The 16,135-nt window shown below is 72.0% G+C and carries 11 protein-coding genes; 10 read left to right on the plus strand and 1 reads right to left on the minus strand.

What is annotated here, in order from left to right; translation table 11 throughout:
• Positions 1 to 30: 30 nt before the first annotated feature.
• Genes ACWBNA_RS33775 through ACWBNA_RS33785 form a run of 3 tightly spaced genes read left to right on the plus strand, consistent with a single transcriptional unit; the run spans position 31 to position 5,318 of the window.
• On the plus strand, positions 31 to 1,929 hold the full coding sequence (locus tag ACWBNA_RS33775; RefSeq protein ID WP_482708354.1) for a tetratricopeptide repeat protein: 1,899 nt from the start codon (positions 31 to 33) through the stop codon (positions 1,927 to 1,929).
• The gene (locus tag ACWBNA_RS33780; RefSeq protein ID WP_482708319.1) at positions 1,926 to 3,644 is read left to right on the plus strand and encodes a HoxN/HupN/NixA family nickel/cobalt transporter; all 1,719 of its coding nucleotides are present in this window, start codon (positions 1,926 to 1,928) and stop codon (positions 3,642 to 3,644) included. The genes ACWBNA_RS33775 and ACWBNA_RS33780 overlap by 4 nt, the downstream gene beginning before the upstream one ends.
• Before the next feature lie 45 nt (positions 3,645 to 3,689).
• On the plus strand, positions 3,690 to 5,318 hold the full coding sequence (locus ACWBNA_RS33785) for a serine/threonine-protein kinase (RefSeq protein ID WP_482708320.1): 1,629 nt from the start codon (positions 3,690 to 3,692) through the stop codon (positions 5,316 to 5,318).
• Between the two features lie 4 nt (positions 5,319 to 5,322).
• On the opposite strand, the gene ACWBNA_RS33790 is transcribed toward ACWBNA_RS33785, so the two are convergent.
• Positions 5,323 to 6,129, minus strand: coding sequence for an SGNH/GDSL hydrolase family protein (locus ACWBNA_RS33790; protein WP_482708321.1), 807 nt, complete (start codon positions 6,127 to 6,129; stop codon positions 5,323 to 5,325).
• 296 nt (positions 6,130 to 6,425) lie between these two features.
• On the opposite strand from ACWBNA_RS33790, the gene ACWBNA_RS33795 reads away from it, so the two are divergent.
• The 7 genes from ACWBNA_RS33795 (at position 6,426) to ACWBNA_RS33825 (ending at position 16,134) form a co-directional block, all read left to right on the plus strand.
• Complete coding sequence (locus ACWBNA_RS33795) at positions 6,426 to 7,634, plus strand: S8 family peptidase (RefSeq protein WP_482708322.1); 1,209 nt, start codon at positions 6,426 to 6,428, stop codon at positions 7,632 to 7,634.
• 183 nt (positions 7,635 to 7,817) lie between these two features.
• Complete coding sequence (locus ACWBNA_RS33800; RefSeq protein WP_482708323.1) at positions 7,818 to 8,252, plus strand: hypothetical protein; 435 nt, start codon at positions 7,818 to 7,820, stop codon at positions 8,250 to 8,252.
• 1 nt (position 8,253) lies between these two features.
• Positions 8,254 to 9,351 (plus strand): GNAT family N-acetyltransferase, encoded by a 1,098-nt coding sequence (locus ACWBNA_RS33805; protein WP_482708324.1) that lies wholly within the window; start codon positions 8,254 to 8,256, stop codon positions 9,349 to 9,351.
• Positions 9,352 to 9,716: 365 nt separating this feature from the next.
• Complete coding sequence (locus ACWBNA_RS33810) at positions 9,717 to 10,538, plus strand: glycosyltransferase family 2 protein (protein WP_482708325.1); 822 nt, start codon at positions 9,717 to 9,719, stop codon at positions 10,536 to 10,538.
• Positions 10,535 to 11,542 carry a glycosyltransferase family 2 protein gene (locus ACWBNA_RS33815; protein ID WP_482708326.1) on the plus strand — a complete coding sequence of 336 codons (1,008 nt, stop codon included), beginning with the start codon at positions 10,535 to 10,537 and terminating at the stop codon, positions 11,540 to 11,542. The genes ACWBNA_RS33810 and ACWBNA_RS33815 overlap by 4 nt, the downstream gene beginning before the upstream one ends.
• A complete protein-coding gene (locus ACWBNA_RS33820; protein ID WP_482708327.1) occupies positions 11,535 to 12,335 on the plus strand; it encodes a polysaccharide deacetylase family protein in 801 nt (266 codons plus the stop codon). The genes ACWBNA_RS33815 and ACWBNA_RS33820 overlap by 8 nt, the downstream gene beginning before the upstream one ends.
• On the plus strand, positions 12,328 to 16,134 hold the full coding sequence (locus ACWBNA_RS33825; RefSeq protein ID WP_482708329.1) for a lipopolysaccharide biosynthesis protein: 3,807 nt from the start codon (positions 12,328 to 12,330) through the stop codon (positions 16,132 to 16,134). The genes ACWBNA_RS33820 and ACWBNA_RS33825 overlap by 8 nt, the downstream gene beginning before the upstream one ends.
• Position 16,135: the final 1 nt, after the last annotated feature.

Below are 16,135 nucleotides of genomic sequence, written 5' to 3' on the forward strand. Positions count from 1 at the left end.
GTGATCGTGGTCGGGGCGAGTGCGGCCACCGTGCCGGGGACGGGCGCCGGCCCGGATCCTGTGACCGCGCCAACCGCCCTCGATCCGGAGCAAGCCGCGCCGAACGCAGCCGAGCCGGACGCGAAAGGCACGCCGGAGACCGCCCCGCCGCAAGCAAAGGGCACCCTCGAGACAACCCCGCCGAAACCCGAGGTCGAACCGGGAGCAGCCCAGCCGCAGAGCGCGACCCGGACGGAGGCAGACGCCTCGTCGACGGGTCTTCGGCCTGCCGGCCAAGCCGTGCCGGACGCCGCCGCGTCGAAGGCCGGGCCTTGGGCCGGAACGCGCGACGCGCCGGAAGCCCAGTCCGTCCCGGAGGCACCCGACTTGGCGACCGAGGTCCGGTCGGACGCCGAGGGCACGCCGAAGGCGGCTCAGCCGAAAGCCGGGGCTGACGCGGAAGCGGCCCAGCCGTCCAGCGCAACCCGGCCGGAGGCGGAAGCCGCAGCGGGCCCTCGGACTGGTACCCGAGCCGCGCCGGAGGCGAGTCGGTCCGCCCAGGGGTCCGAGATCGTCGCCGTCGAAGAGCGCGTCGCCGCCGTGCGGCGGGTCGGGGCTGCCGGGCGGCGTTGGCGAGGCGCTCAACTCGCCGGGTGCGCGGTGCTGTTGGCCATCGCGTTCACCGCCGGTTCCGTGGCCGTCGGTGCCGTGCGGGACGGCGGGACGGCGGTGGTCGCCTCGGCACCCGCCGCCGTGTCGCCCGAACTGCTCACCGGGGGTGATCTCGACGCGAGCATCACCGCGCTGCAGGCTCACCTGCGGTCGCAGCCACGGGACTTCGGCGGCTGGGCGACCCTCGGTCTCGCCTATGTCGAGCAGGCCAGGACCAAGGGCGACCCGTCCCGCTATCCGCAGGCCGAGCGAGCACTGAAGCGTTCCCTCGGCCTGAAGCCGGACAATGTCCAGGCCCTGGCAGGCCGTGCCGCCCTCGCCGCGGCCCGGCACGACTTCGAGGACGCGCTGACGTACGCGGACCAGGCGCTGAAGCAGAACCCCTACAGCGAGCGCGCCCTGTCCTCCCGTATCGACGCACTGGTCGAACTCGGGCATTACGACGACGCGGCGAAGGCCGCCGACCTCGCGGACGCCCGCCGGCCGGGCATCCCGGTCTTCACGCGGTACGCGTACGTCCACGAACTGCGCGGCGACGTGGCCACCGCGCGGCGGGTGCTGGAGCAGGCGCTCGCCTCCGCCACCACCCCCGCAGACGTGGCGTACGTGGCCACCGCCCTCGGTCAACTCGCCTGGAACCAGGGCGAGTACGAGACGGCACTGACCCACTACGCTCGTGCCCTCGCCGCCGACGACACCTACCTGCCCGCCCTGGAGGGCCGCGCCCGCACCCAGGCCGCGAGCGGCGACCGGGCCGATGCGATCAAGGGGATGGAGGCCGTCGTGGCCCGTTTCCCGCTGCCCGGCCCGCTCGTCGGGCTCGGCGAGCTGTACGAGGCCCGCGGCGCCGAGGGCGACCGGGCCAAGGCAGGCGACCAGTACGCCCTCGTGGACGCCTGGACGGCACTCGCCCGCGCCGGCGGTGTCAACGCCGACCTCGACACCGCGCTCGCCGCCGCCGACCACGGCGACAAGGCCGAGGCCCTGCGCGCCGCCCGCGCCGAATGGGCCCGCCGCCACACCGTGCACACCGCGGACGCCCTCGCCTGGGCCCTGCACGTCAACGGCCGCGACGAGGAGGCCCTGCCGTACGCCCGCCGGGCCACGGCCACCGGCTACCGCAACGCCGCCTTCCTGTACCACCGCGGCGTGATCGAACACGCCACGGGCAACGAGAAGGACGCCCGCAGCCACCTGAAGGCGGCCCTGGACCTCAACCCCGGCTTCTCGCCCCTGGGCGCCCGTGAGGCCCGTAACACGCTGGAGGCCGCCAAGTGAAGCCCCGACCCCGGTCCCAGCCCCGTCGACGCGTCCTCGCCTCCGCCGCGGCCGTCCTCGCGGCGGCCGGCGCGCTCGTGCTCGTCCCCTCGGGCACGGCCGGCGCCCACCCCCTCGGCAACTTCACCGTCAACCACTACGACGGCCTCGTCACCACCCCCGGCGCACTGCGCGTCGACCACGTCGAGGACCTCGCCGAGATCCCGGCGACCCAGGCCGGGCCGGACATCGAGAAGCTGGGCATGACCGAGTGGGCCCGGCAGCGGTGTGCGCGGGCCGCCGGCGACAGCCGGGTCACGGTCGACGGCCGTACGGTCGTCCTCACCGCGCAGAGCAGTCACGCGCGTTTGCGCCCCGGCCAGGCCGGCCTGGACACCCTCCGCGTGGAGTGCCGCCTCACCGCACCGCTCCCCGAGGACGACACCGTCACCCTCGGCTTCCGCAGCGCGGCCACGGACGCCGGCCCCGGCTGGCGGGAGATCACCGCGCGCGGCGACCGCACGACGCTCACGGAGTCGGACGTACCGACGAAGTCGCTGTCCGGCGAGCTGACCACGTACCCCGAGGAGTTGCTCTCCTCCCCCGCCGACACGACGACCGCAGCCCTGCGCGTACGGCCCGGCGGCCCGGCCCTCGTCGAGGAGCAGGGGGACGCGCCCGCCGCCTCCGTCCTGCCGCGCGGCGCCGACCGCTGGACCCGGGCCCTGGACTCCCTGGTCGCCCGCCACGACCTCACCGTCGGTTTCGCCGCCCTCGCCCTCCTCATCGCCGTCGCCCTCGGCGCCATGCACGCCCTCGCACCGGGCCACGGCAAGACCCTGATGGCCGCCGTGGCCGCCGCCCGAGGAGGCAAGGCCCGGATGAAGGACGTCCTGCCCCTCGCCGCCTCGGTGACGGTCACCCACACCCTCGGTGTGGTCGCCCTCGGACTGCTGGTCACGGCCGGCTCGGCGGCGGCGCCCTCGGTGATCGCGTGGCTGGGCGTCGCGAGCGGCGTCCTGGTGACGGTGGCGGGCGCGACCCTGGTGCGACGGGCCTGGCGAAACCGACAGCATGCCCACGGACACGCCCACCCGCACGACCACAGCCACGATCACGATCACGACCATCCGCATCCCCACGACCACGGACATCCGCACCCGCACCCGCACGACAGCGAGCACGCCCCCGAGCGCACGCCGGTCCTGGTCGGCGCCCACGGCCAGGCCACTCCCTCCGGCCGCGCACACGAGCACCCGCGTCCGCACCCACACCCCCATGACAGCCACGACCACAGCCACGACGACCACCACGAAAGCGACCGCCCCCACAGCCACCCCCACGCCGTCGAGCACACCCACGGCGGCTTCACCCACACCCACGCCACCGCCCCCACTCTCCGCGGCACGATCCTCCTCGGCTTCGCCGGCGGCCTCGTGCCCAGTCCGTCCGCGGTCGTCGTGCTCGTCGGCGCGGCGGCGCTCGGCCAGGCCTGGTTCGGGCTGCTGCTCGTCGTGGCGTACGGCGTCGGGCTCGCCCTCACCCTCACCGCGGCCGGCTTCGCGGTCGTCAAGCTGGGTACCGGGGTGACCCGGGTGCTGGACGGACGCCCGCGCTGGACGAACAGCCCGCTGACGGCCCTGGTCCGCCGGACGGCACCGCTGGGGTCGGCGCTCGTCGTCGTGGCCCTTGGGGCCGGACTGGTGCTCAAGGGGGCGGCATCCGCACTCGGCTGAGCTACTTTTGTGGAGATATCTCGCGGATGCGAAGAGGGGGAGCCCGTGTCCGAAGAACCGGGCAGTGAACGTCTGATCGCGGGCCGCTACCGTCTCCTTGCCCCGCTCGGCGAGGGCGGCATGGGAACGGTGTGGCGGGCCCGTGACGAGTTGCTCAACCGCGAGGTCGCCGTCAAGGAGGTGCGCGCGCCCTCCGGACTGCCCGGCGCCGACATCGAGCGGATGTACGCACGGCTGGAGCGGGAGGCGTGGGCGGCGGCCCGGATCTCCAGCCCCAACGTGGTGACGGTCTACGACGTGGCCACGCAGGACCACCGCCCCTGGATCGTCATGGAGCTGGTCCGCGGCATCTCGCTGGCCGAGCTCCTGGAGGCCGAGGGCCCACTCGCCCCGCAGCGTGCCGCCCATATCGGCGCGGACGTGCTGGCCGCGCTGCGGGCCGCGCACGAGGCCGGGGTGCTGCACCGGGACGTGAAGCCGGCCAACGTCCTGCTGTCGAACGACGGACGCGTGGTGCTCACCGACTTCGGCATCGCCATGGTCGAGGGCAGTTCCGCGCTGACGATGACCGGCGAGGTCATCGGCTCGCCCGAGTTCCTGGCACCGGAGCGGGCGCTGGGCCGCACGCCCGGCCCGGAGTCCGATCTGTGGTCGCTGGGCGTGCTGCTGTACGCGGCGGTCGAGGGCAGCTCGCCGTTCCGTCAGAACACGCCGCTCAGCACCCTGCGCGCGATCGTCGACGAGGAGCTGCCGCCGCCGCGCCGGGCCGGTCCGCTCGCCCCCGTGATCGAGGGGCTGCTGCGCAAGGAGCCGTCGGAGCGGCTGCCCGCGGACCGGGCCGAGCAGGATCTGCGGGTGATCGGCGCGGGAGGCACGCTCCGCGGGGACGCCATACAGGCCTCCCCCTACGCGCCGACGACGGCCGCGCACCAGCAGCCGTCGTACCCGCCGACCCACCCGCCGAGCCGCGACCAGTCGCCGCCGACGGGTCCGGTCCCGCCTCCCTGGACGCAGTCCGGGGGCACGGCCACCACGGACCGGCGGCCGCATCGCAACCGCCGCGCCGCCGTCGTCCTGATCGCGGGCATCGCCGTGCTCGCGCTGGCCGTCGCCGGACTGATGTACGCCCTGCTGAACAACGACGAGGGCAAGGAGGCCGGGGGCCCCAAGAACGAGTCGTCCGGTCTGAGTTCGCCGTCGGTGAGCGACCCCGACCGAAGTGACTCGGCGGAGCCGACCCGCTCCCCGAGTCCGAGCCCGAGCAGCAGCCCCACGAGCGCCGCGCCGTCCCCGTCGGTGAAGGTCACGCTGGCCGGTTCGCACACGGAGTACACCGGCACCTGCCCGCCCCCGCAGGGCGAGGCGCCCGCCTTCACCGCGACGCTCACGGTGGGCAGCCTGCCGTCGGAGGTGACGTACCGCTGGGTGTCCAAGGACGGCCAGATCATGGATCAGGGGTGGAAGACCCTCTCGTTCCCGAAGGGCGGCGGCCTGACCAAGCAGGACACCGCGTTCGTGACGACGAACGACGAGAGCGGCAGCCTGGAGAACGAGATCAGTGTCGAGGTGCGCTCGCCGGTGGAGACGACGTCCAACTCGGTGCCGTTCTCGGTGACCTGTGTGACGGAGACCCCGTCGGACGGGGCCTCCGCTTCCACGTCGCCGTCGCCCTGAGGGGTTAGGCCTGGGCGTTGAACACCGGCAGGTAGCCGCCGGACTGTCCGGCCGCCGTCGGGTGGTACGAGTCGCCGACGTTCAGCCAGTTGAGGCTGTTCAGCCAGGAGCTGCCGGAGCAGATCTCGTGGCCGGCGAAGGTGGTGCGGACGTCACCGAAGGCGTACCCGAAGTTGGCGGCACGCTTGGCGATGGCGGTGTCGAGGTAGTCGGCCGCGTCGTTGATCGCCTTCCGCTTGGTCTCGGAGAGGCCGACGCAGGTGGTGCCGAGCTTGTAGAAGCGGGGGTAGCCGAGCACGACCACGCGGGCGGCCGGTGCCTTGGAGCGGATCGCCGAGTAGACGCTGTCGAGCTTGCCGGGCAGCGTCGAGTCGACGTACGCCTTCGCGGTGTTGATCCGGGACAGGCAGGAGCTGTCGGACTGGAGCACACAGGTCGTCATGACGTCGGCGAAGCCTGCGTCGTTGCCTCCGACGCTGATCGAGACGAGGGCGGTGGCGGCGCTGAGCGGGGTGAGTTGATTGGCGAGAACATCACCCGTTCGGGCGCCCGAGCAGGCGGTGAAGTCGAACGACGAGGGTGAATGGGCGGCGGCCCAGAGGTAGGGATAGGCCTTCGTGCTGCGCTTGCAGTCGCCGCTCGCGGACAGGTAGCTGCCCGCTCCCACTCCGGAGGAGTAGGAGTCGCCGAGCGCCACATACCCGCCGGGTGCGGCGAGTTGGGCTGCCTGCGCGGTCGTGGCCCCGGTGAGGGCTGTGCCGACGGCCAGGAGGAGCGAGCCGACGTATGCGGCAAATCGGGAACGTCTCATGGAACCTCCCTTTAGCAGGATCTCTGCCACAACCGTCGTAGCAACTACGCGTGTTGACGGGAAGTGTTCATGCCAAGACTTTTCGGACGCGTTCATGACACGTTTCATTACGCGTCCATGACAAACGCGTGACAGGGCGTCAAGTCCCTTGATCTACACCCGTAGACCACTGACTCTTTACTCAGCCATGGAACGGAACGCGACGCTCCACGGCCGTGTGCGCGACGAACGCGCGCACCCCCCACAGACGCGCGCCCCACCCAGGCCCGCGTCGCCTATGAGGAGGACTCCCTCGAATGGCACAACTGCGTAGCAAGAAGGTCCGGCTCGCCGCGATAACCAGCCTGGCGACCGCCGCCCTCGTGGGCGGGCTCACCGCCCTCCCCGCCCAGGCCGCCCCGGCCGAAGGCAAGGTCCTGGCCGCCGGCTCCCCCACGGCGATCAAGGACAGCTACATCGTCACGCTCAAGAAGGACGCCGGCTTCAAGGCCTCCTCGAGCGAGGGCAAGAGCCTGATCAAGGAGTACGGCGGCTCGGTCGGCAAGACGTTCGGCGCCGCGCTGAACGGCTACACCGCCACCCTCTCCGCCGCCGAGGCCAAGAGACTCGCCGCCGACCCGTCGGTGGCCGTCGTCGAGCAGAACCAGCGCGTCCAGCTCACCGACACCACCCAGTCCAGCGCGCCCTGGGGCCTGGACCGCATCGACCAGACCTCGCTGCCGCTGTCCGGCACGTACACCTACCCGGACACCGGCGGCAGCGGTGTGACGGCGTACGTCATCGACACCGGTGTGCGCATCACCCACTCCCAGATCAGCGGCCGTGCCTCGTACGGCTACGACGCTGTCGACGGCGACACCACCGCCTCCGACGGCAACGGCCACGGCACCCATGTGGCCACCACCATCGCGGGCTCGACCTACGGCGTCGCCAAGAAGGCGAAGATCGTGGCGGTCCGGGTGCTCGACAACGCCGGCTCCGGCACCACCGCCGGTGTGATCGCGGGCATCAACTGGGTGACCAACAACCACTCGGGCCCCTCGGTCGCCAACATGTCGCTCGGCGGCGGCGCCTCCACCACCCTGGACACGGCGGTCGCCAACTCCATCGCGAGCGGCGTGACCTACGCCGTCGCGGCCGGCAACAGCAGCGCCAACGCCTCCTCGTACTCCCCGGCCCGGGTCGCCTCGGCGATCACGGTCGGCGCCACCACCAGCACCGACGCCAGGGCCAGCTACTCGAACTACGGCTCGGTCCTGGACATCTTCGCCCCCGGCTCCTCCATCACGGCGGGCTGGTACACCAGCGACACCGCGACGAACACCATCTCCGGCACCTCGATGGCGACCCCGCACGTCGCGGGCGCCGCCGCGGTCTACCTGGCGAACCACACCTCGTCCACCCCGGCCCAGGTCGCCACGGCCCTCGTCAACGGCTCGACCACCGGCAAGGTCACCAGCCCGGGCACCGGTTCCCCGAACCGCCTGCTGAAGATCGTGCCGTGAGCACCGAAGCGCCAACTCGCTTGATCTGAACGACCGTTCCCCGGAGACGCGGGCCGTCTCCGGGGAACGCGGGTACCAAGTGGGCCACCGACCGGTACGTCCGGCTTCGGCATCTTGACGGCCCCCGCGCGACTGAGCGACATTGAAGCCCGGCATCCGGCGCTTCGGGGGGCAAAGTCGCCAATGCAGTCCATACGTGGCAAGACATCTTCAACAGCGTCGACGGACGGCGCCGAGGGGGCGCGGCCAGGACCGGGGAGGGACCTGGCTCCGCTGCTCGCGGGCGCCGCGACGGCCGTCGGGGGGTTCGGCGCGGTCCTGGCACTCGCCGGCTCCGACTCACCCCTGCGCGGCCCGCTCACCCTGTTCTTCCTGCTCGTGGCGCCCGCCGCGGCCATCGGCGCCGCACTGCGCGGCCTGGAACCCTTCGGCCGGACCATCGCCGCGCTCGCCGGTTCGGTCGTCGTCAACATGCTGGTGGCCCAGGCCATGCTGGCCCTGCACAGCTGGTCGGTGCGCGGCGGGATCGTGGCGGTGACCGCGATCAGCTGCGTGCTCCTCCTGCTGGTTCTGCTCCGCCGGCCGCGTGGCCGTACGACGACAAGGCAGGGCATCTGACGTGGACATCAGCGTGTACCGCCCCGGCGAGCTGAGCGCGGCCGACCGGACGGCGTGGACGGCGATGCAGTCCAAGGCCCATCTGCTGGGCTCCCCGGAGCTGGCGAACCCGTTCTTGTCCCCGGAGTTCGCGCTCGCGGTGGGCCGCTACCGGCGCGGGGTACGGATCGCGGTGGTGCGGGAGGCCGGCGAGGTCGCCGCGTTCTTCCCGTACCAGCGGACCGCCACCGGCATCGGCCGGGCGATCGGGCTCGGCATCTCCGACGCCCAGGGCGTGGTGCACCGGCCCGGGTTCGCCTGGGACGCCCGGAAGCTGCTGAAGGCCTGCGGGCTCGCCCTGTGGGAGTTCGACCACCTGGTGGAGGGCCAGCGGGCGTTCGAGGCCGACGCCACCGGCACCTTCCCGTCGCCCGTGATGGACGTGGACCAGGGCTACGAGGCCTACCTGACCCAACTCCGGTCACAGTCACCGAAGTTCACCCGCACCACGCTGGCCAAGGAGCGCAGGCTCGGCCGGGACGCGGGCGAGGTGACGTACGTGCACGACGAACGCGATCCGGCGGCCCTGCGCACCCTGATGAACTGGAAGTCCGCGCAGTACCGCAGGACGGGGCGCAGCGACCGCTTCGCGCACGACTGGATCACCCGGCTCGTGCAGCACCTGTTCCACACGCGTTCCGAGTCGTTCGCGGGGATCCTGTCCGTGCTGTACGCGGACGGCAAGCCGATCGCCGCGCACTTCGGGCTGCGCACCGAGCGGGTGCTCGCGTGCTGGTTCCCGGCCTACGACCCGGCGTTCTCCAAGTACTCCCCCGGCCTGGTGCTGCATCTGCGGATGGCCGAGGCGGCGGCCGCCGACGGCATCGCCTATCTCGACCTGGGGCGGGGTCAGAAGGAATACAAGGACTCCCTGAAGACACGTGAGCTGCAGGTGTCCGAGGGATGGGTGACCAGGCGTCACCCGGTGGCGGTCGGACATCGCGTCCGCCGCGCTCCGGTGCGGGCACTGCGCAACGCGGTGGTGTCCCGGCCGGAGTTGTTCGAACCGGCCGACAAACTGCTCAAGCGGGCGGGAAAGATCCGCTCGTCCCGTCGGTAACGGTCAAACCAACAAAAACGTGAGGCCTCGTTCCAGGTCTTGCCATACGGGTTCAATCGTCAATACCGTCGTACATCTCACCCGCATCGGTCCATCATCAAGCGGCTCTAGGGGAGGGCTCAAGGACCGCGATGGCCCGGCGCGGGGCGCGGTAGGGGGGTGCCGTGCTCGGTGACCGTACTTGTGACCGAGTCGTGCCGCGCGGTCGGCAGCCGTTGTCGGAGGCCGGCCAGCTTTGCCAGCTCACCCGGTGGGTGCGGAGTTCCATTCCGTGGTGCCGTGGGTGAGAAACCCCCCTTTCGAACCGGACACATAGCCGGGCCGCCCAGGGGCGGGCGGTCCACCGGACGAGAGGGACCAGACTCATGAGCTTCGACCTGCGACCGGCCACATCGGGCCAGGACGCCTTCGTGACCAGCCATTACCGACCGATCTCCTCTCACCTGGCCATCGCGCCGCCGGTGAGCGTGGTGATTCCCGCCATGAACGAGGCGGAGAATCTCCCCTACGTCTTCAAGACCCTTCCGGACTGGATCCACGAAGTGGTCCTGGTGGACGGCAACTCCACCGACAACACCGTCGACGTCGCCCGCGAGCTGTGGCCCGACGTCAAGGTCGTCGAACAGCGCGGCAAGGGCAAGGGCGACGCCCTGATCACCGGGTTCAACGCCTGCACCGGCGACATCATCGTGATGGTCGACGCGGACGGCTCGGCCGACGGCAACGAGATCGTCAGTTACGTCTCCGCCCTCGTCTCGGGCGCGGACTTCGCCAAGGGGTCCCGCTTCGCCAACGGCGGCGGCACCGACGACATGACCTTCATCCGCAAGCTCGGCAACTGGGCGCTGTGCACCACCGTCAACCGCAAGTTCGGCGCCCGCTACACGGATCTCTGCTACGGCTACAACGCGTTCTGGCGGCACTGCCTCGACAAGATCGACCTCGACTGCACCGGTTTCGAGGTCGAGACCCTGATGAACATCCGGGTCGTGAAGGCAGGGCTCAAGGTGCAGGAGATACCGAGCCACGAGTACCTCCGCATCCACGGCACCAGCAACCTGCGGGCCGTGCGGGACGGGATCAGGGTGCTCAAGGTGATCCTGCGGGAGCGCTCCAACCGGCGTGCCCTGCGCAGCCGCAGGCACCACTCCCCGATGCTCGACTCGGTCCGGGGAGAGGCGTCTTGAGCGGTCCCGACATCTCCGTCGTGATCTGCGTCTACACCGAGGACCGCTGGCAGGACATCCTCGCGGCGGTCTCCTCGGTGCGGGCGCAGTCACGGCCGGCCCTGGAGACCCTGCTGGTCGTCGACCACAACGCGGCGCTCCTGGACCGGCTCACCAAGGAGTACAAGGAGTCCGGAGCAGGCACGCCGGTGCGGGTGCTCGCCAACGCGGGCCCGCGCGGGCTGTCCGCCGGCCGCAACACCGGCATCGCCGCCTCGCGCGGTGAGGTCGTCGCCTTCCTGGACGACGACGCCGTCGCCGAGCGGGACTGGCTCGCGCACTTCGCCAAGGCCTACGCGGATCCGCGGGTGATGGCCGTCGGCGGCCGTACGGAGCCCATCTGGGCCTCGGGCCGCCGGCCGGCCTGGTTCCCCGCGGAGTTCGACTGGGTGGTGGGCTGCACGTACAAAGGGCTGCCGCCCGGCCTGGTGAAGGTGCGCAACGTGCTCGGCGGCAACGCGTCCTTCCGGCGCAGCGCCTTCGACGCGGCGGGCGGTTTCGCCACCGGCATCGGCCGCGACGGCGACAAACGGCCGCTGGGCTGCGAGGAGACGGAGCTGTGCATCCGCCTCACCCGCGCCCGGCCGGACGCCGTCCTGCTGATCGACGACCGGGCGGTGATCCACCACCGGGTGCCCGAAGCGCGCGAGCACTTCGGGTACTTCCGCACCCGCGCGTACGCCGAGGGCCTGTCCAAGGCCCTGGTGGCGCGCAGTGTCGGCGCCGACAAGGGGCTGGAGTCGGAGCGCCGGTACGCCACCCGGGTCCTGCCGGCCGGGGTGGCGCGCGGGCTGCGGGACGCCCTGCTGGCCCGGCCGGGCGGTGCGGGCCGGGCGGGCGCGATCGTGGCCGGGGTGCTCACGGCGGCGGGCGGATACGTGGTGGGAAGTGTGCGGGCCCGCCGGGGCGGGGCAACCTTCACGGTGGCTCGGCTGTCGGACAGCGAGGGGGGAAGACATGACTGAGGCACCCGTGCCGATCCTCATGTACCACGCGATCGGCACCGACCCGAACGAAGCGACCCGCGAACTGTCGGTCACACCCGACGGCTTCGCGGCCCAGATGGCGCTGATCGGTGACCTGGGCCTGACCCCGGTCACCACCGCCGACCTCGCCGCCCGGTGGCGCGGTGGCCGCCCACTGCCCGCGCGGCCCGTCCTGATCACCTTCGACGACGGCTACGAGGGCGTGCACCGGCACGCCCTGCCCGTCCTCGCGGGGCACGGCTTCGCCGCCACCGTCTTCGTCTCCACGGGCTGGATCCGCGGTCCGCACGACACCGGCGGCGGCCTCGACACCATGCTCGACTGGGCCCAGGTCCGCGAACTGGCCGCGGCGGACGTCGAGATCGGCGGGCACAGCCACACCCACCCGCAGCTGGACCAGCTCGACGACGCCGCACTGCGCCACGAGCTGATCCACTGCAGGGAGATCGTCACCGACGAACTGGGCACCGCCCCGGCCTCCTTCGCCTACCCATACGGCTACTCCAGCCGCCGGGTGCGGCAGGCGGTGCGCGAGACGGGGTACGGCCAGGCGCTCGCCGTCGGCAACAGCCTCGCGCGGCGCCGCCAGGGGCCGTACGCCCTGCAACGGGTCACCGTGCGCCGCGGCACGGGCGTCGAGGAGTTCGCGCGGCTCGTTCAGGGCCGTGGGATCGCCCGGAACTTCGCCGGGGACCGTGCCCTCACCAAGGGGTACGCCCTGGTCCGCAGAGCACGCCAGGTCCGCCGAAAGGCCATCCGTTCCCGTGTCTGACACGACCACGACCACGACCGAGGACACCTCGCCCGCGACCGGGGCGCCCGAGCAGTCGGGGCGCAGGCTCCGGCTGCCCGGGCTCGGCCGGTCGCCAGGGGGCAGCCAGCTGTTCCGCAACGCCTACGCCCTGATGCTCAACACCGGCATCTCCGCGGTGCTCGGCCTCGGGTTCTGGCTGGCCGCTGCCCGCTACTACTCGGAGGCGGCGGTCGGCCAGGGCTCCGCCGCGATCGCCGCGATGAAGCTGCTCGCGGGTCTGACCGCGGTGACCCTGACCGGGGCACTGGCCCGCTTCATCCCGGTCGCGGGCCGGGCCACCGGGCGGCTGATCTTCCGTACGTACACCGGCAGTTCGGTGGTCGTGGCGCTGGCCGCGGGGGTCTTCCTGCTGACGCTGGACGTGTGGGGGCCCTCGTACCGCTTCCTGAACGGGCCGGCCAGCGCGCTCGGGTTCGTCGTGGCCGTCGTCGCCTGGAACCTGCTCACGCTCCAGGACGGGGTGCTGACCGGGCTGCGCAGCGCGCTGTGGGTGCCGGTCGGCAACACGGTGTTCTCCGCGGTGAAGCTGGGGCTGCTGGTCGCGTTCGCGGTGGCCATCCCCACGACCGGCGTGTTCGTGTCCTGGGTCGCGGCGATCGCCTTCTCCGTGCTGCCGCTGGGCTGGCTGGTGTTCCGGCGTCTGGTGCCCCGGCAGGTGCGGGCGACCGAGGAGCACGCGCATCCGCCGACGTGGCGGGAGGTCGGGCGGTTCCTGGCCGGTGACTACACCGGCTCGCTGTTCTCGCTCGCCGTGGTCTACCTCGTCCCCGTGATCATCGCCTCGCAGGTCAGCTCCGAGGACAACGCGTACTTCTACATCACCGCCACCATCGGCGGCACGGTCAACCTGCTCGCCATCAACATGGGTGCCTCCCTCACCGTCGAGGGCTCGCACGACCCGCGGCGGCTGGCCTCCAACACCCGGGCCGCGTTGAAGCGGATGGCGCGGATCATGCTGCCGGTGGCCGCGGTGCTGTTCTTCGGGGCGCCGTGGATCCTCGGCGTCTTCGGCGCGGGTTACGCGGACGCGGCCACCCCGCTGTTGCGATGGTTCGCGGTCGGCGGACTCCTGCGGGTCGTCATGGAGACGTACTTCGCCGTGCTGCGCGCGCAGAGCCGCACCGCCGGACTCGCCTGGCTGCAGGGCCTGCTGTGCCTGCTGGTGCTCGGTCTGACGCTGCTGCTGCTCCCCCGCATGGGCCTGACCGGCGCGGGCGTCGCGGAGATCGCCGCCCTCGCGGTGATCGTCACCCTCGCCGCGCCCAGGCTGTACAGAATCGTCCGTGCGCCGGACGCCGAGCTGCCCGAGGGCGCCGCCCCCGACGGGGACCTCGCCGACCTGGGTACCCGCGAGGTTCACGCCGCGCCGCACAAGCGCGGGACCGCCTGGGCGCTCGACCAGGACACCCTCGCCCTGGGCATCCACGTCGACTTCGACCACCTGGAACGCCGGCCCGACGTGCGCCCGGGCCCCGGCACCCCACCCACGGGGACGCCCGCGGTGCCCGAGGACCGGCGGCCCACCTGGGCGCGCAAGCCGGAGCTGGGGCTGCCGGTCGAGGCCCGGGAACCGGGCTCGGAGGCGTCGCTGGGTCCGGCCGAGGCGGAGGTGGACGCGCCGTTCGAGACCGACGCAGAGCACGACGCAGAGGCAGAGGAGACGCCCGTACGCGAAGAGGCGCGGGAGACGTCCGTCCCCGAAGAGGCCCCGGAGCCCGACGTGCTGTCCGGGCCACGGTCCCTGCTGCCCACCCGTCTCGGTGTGGTCCTCGGCTGTCTGCTGACGGCCGCGCTCCTGCTGTACTGGGTGCCCGCGCTGCGGCTGGGCGAGGCCGACCTGGACCGGATGGGCGGGCTCGGGCTGATCTCCGTGCTGCCGACGGCCACGCTCGTCGGAGCCGGGCTCCTGGTCGTGGTCTTCGCCTCGCTGCTGTGGCTGGGCCGCGAACACCGGGCGCTGCTGCTGGTCACTCTGCTCGCCACGGTGGTCTCGCTGCACGCGCTGCCCGCCGTCATCGAGGCCGAGCCCCGGTTCGCGACGGCCTGGCAGCACCTCGGCTTCCTCGACTACATCGACCGGACCGGGTCCGCGGTGCCCGACCTGGACGCGCGCTGGAGCTGGCCGGGCTTCTTCGCCGCCGCCGCGTTCGTCCTGAAGGCGTGCGGGGTCGACGACTTCACCGAGATCATCCGCTGGTGGCCGCTCGCCATCCAACTGCTCTACCTCGCGCCGATGTTCCTGCTGGTGCGCTCGATGCGGGCGGGCTGGCGGGCCAAGTGGACCGGCATCTGGATCTTCGTGCTCAGCGGCTGGGTCGGCCAGGACTACTTCTCCCCGCAGGGCTTCACCTATCTCCTCTACCTGGTCTTCGTGGCGATCCTGCTCGTCTGGTTCCGTGCCCCGGGCGTGATCTGGACCCGGCGGCGCCCCGGCGAGATCGAGGTCGAGCCGACGAACCGGCGCCAGCGGGCCGTGCTGCTGACGGTGGTGATCGGCCTGTTCGCGGCGAGCGTCCCGGCCCACCAGCTCACCCCGTTCGTGATGCTGGGCGTGCTGACGGTGCTCGTCCTGGCCGGGCGCAGCGAACTGCGGGGGCTGCCCGTACTGTTCGGCGTCCTGGTGGCCGCCTGGGTGGGCTTCATGGCCGAGCCGTACTGGTCCGGGCACTTCGACGAGATGTTCGGCGGGGTCGGCGGAGTCGGCGGCAATGTGTCCTCGTCCGTGTCCGGACGGATCGAGGGCGGCAGTTCGACCCACAAACTCGTGCTCTACGCGCGCGTGCTGCTCGCCGGCGGTGTGATGGCCTTCGCCTGCTACGGCTGGTGGCGCAGGCGCGAGCACAAGTACCGCGAGCGGTCACTGCTGGTGCTCACCTTCGTGCCGTTCCTGGGCTTCGGCATGCAGTCCTACGGCGGCGAGATGGCCCTGCGGGTCTTCATGTTCGCCCTGCCGGGCGCCGCCCTGCTCGCCGGGCTCGCCCTGTTCCCGCGCACCGGCGTCACCGTCGAGGAACGCGACAAGGACCGGGTGAGCCTCGCCCCGCTGGCCGCGCTGATGGCGGGGCTGCTGCTGATCGGCGGCTTCCTGGTGGCCCGTTGGGGCAACGAGCCCTTCGAGCGGACCCGGACCGGTGAGATCGCCGCGATGAAGTACGTGTACGCCCACGACGATCCGACGGCACGGCTGCTGTGGCTGAGCAACGACCCGGTGAACGTGGTGACGCCGTCGCTGCCGTGGGGCGCGAAGGACATGGAGAAGGTCGAGTACCTGCCCACGCTGGCCCCGACCGACCCGGTGCTGGTGTCCGGCCTGGTCAAGGCGCTCAAGGACGCGGGCCCGAACTCGTATCTGATGGTCAACCGCAGCCAGGTCGTCTACCTCCAGCTGGACGTGGGCTACTCGACCGGCTGGGAGCCGCGGCTGATCAAGAACCTTGACGACCGGAAGGAACTGAAGAAGGTCTTCGTCAACGAGGACGTGACGATGTACGCGCTGCGCAAGCAGCCCGAGGGCAAGGTCCCGGCCGCGGATCCCGGTCCCATCGGGCCCCAGGTGACCTGGACGCCGTGGTCGGTGGTCGGGGCCCTCGCGGCGCTCGCGCTGATCGTGCTGCTGTCGGCACGGGAGGTCGTCCGGGTCGCGGTGCGGCCGAGCGTGCGGCAACTGCGCTGGCTGCAGAGCACCTTCTGGTTCTCGCTGCCGCTGCTTGCGGTACTGCTGGCCGCGCTGGTGCAGCGGATGATGACGATCAAGTGAG

The sequence above is a fragment of the Streptomyces sp. Q2 genome, from assembly GCF_056820935.1.

Coding starts and splice junctions, on each gene's coding strand:
- ACWBNA_RS33790 (WP_482708321.1), bottom strand. CDS start 6,129: ATGAGACGTTCCCGATTTGCCGCATACGTCGGCTCGCTCCTCCTGGCC.
- ACWBNA_RS33795 (WP_482708322.1), top strand. CDS start 6,426: ATGGCACAACTGCGTAGCAAGAAGGTCCGGCTCGCCGCGATAACCAGC.
- ACWBNA_RS33800 (WP_482708323.1), top strand. CDS start 7,818: ATGCAGTCCATACGTGGCAAGACATCTTCAACAGCGTCGACGGACGGC.
- ACWBNA_RS33810 (WP_482708325.1), top strand. CDS start 9,717: ATGAGCTTCGACCTGCGACCGGCCACATCGGGCCAGGACGCCTTCGTG.
- ACWBNA_RS33820 (WP_482708327.1), top strand. CDS start 11,535: ATGACTGAGGCACCCGTGCCGATCCTCATGTACCACGCGATCGGCACC.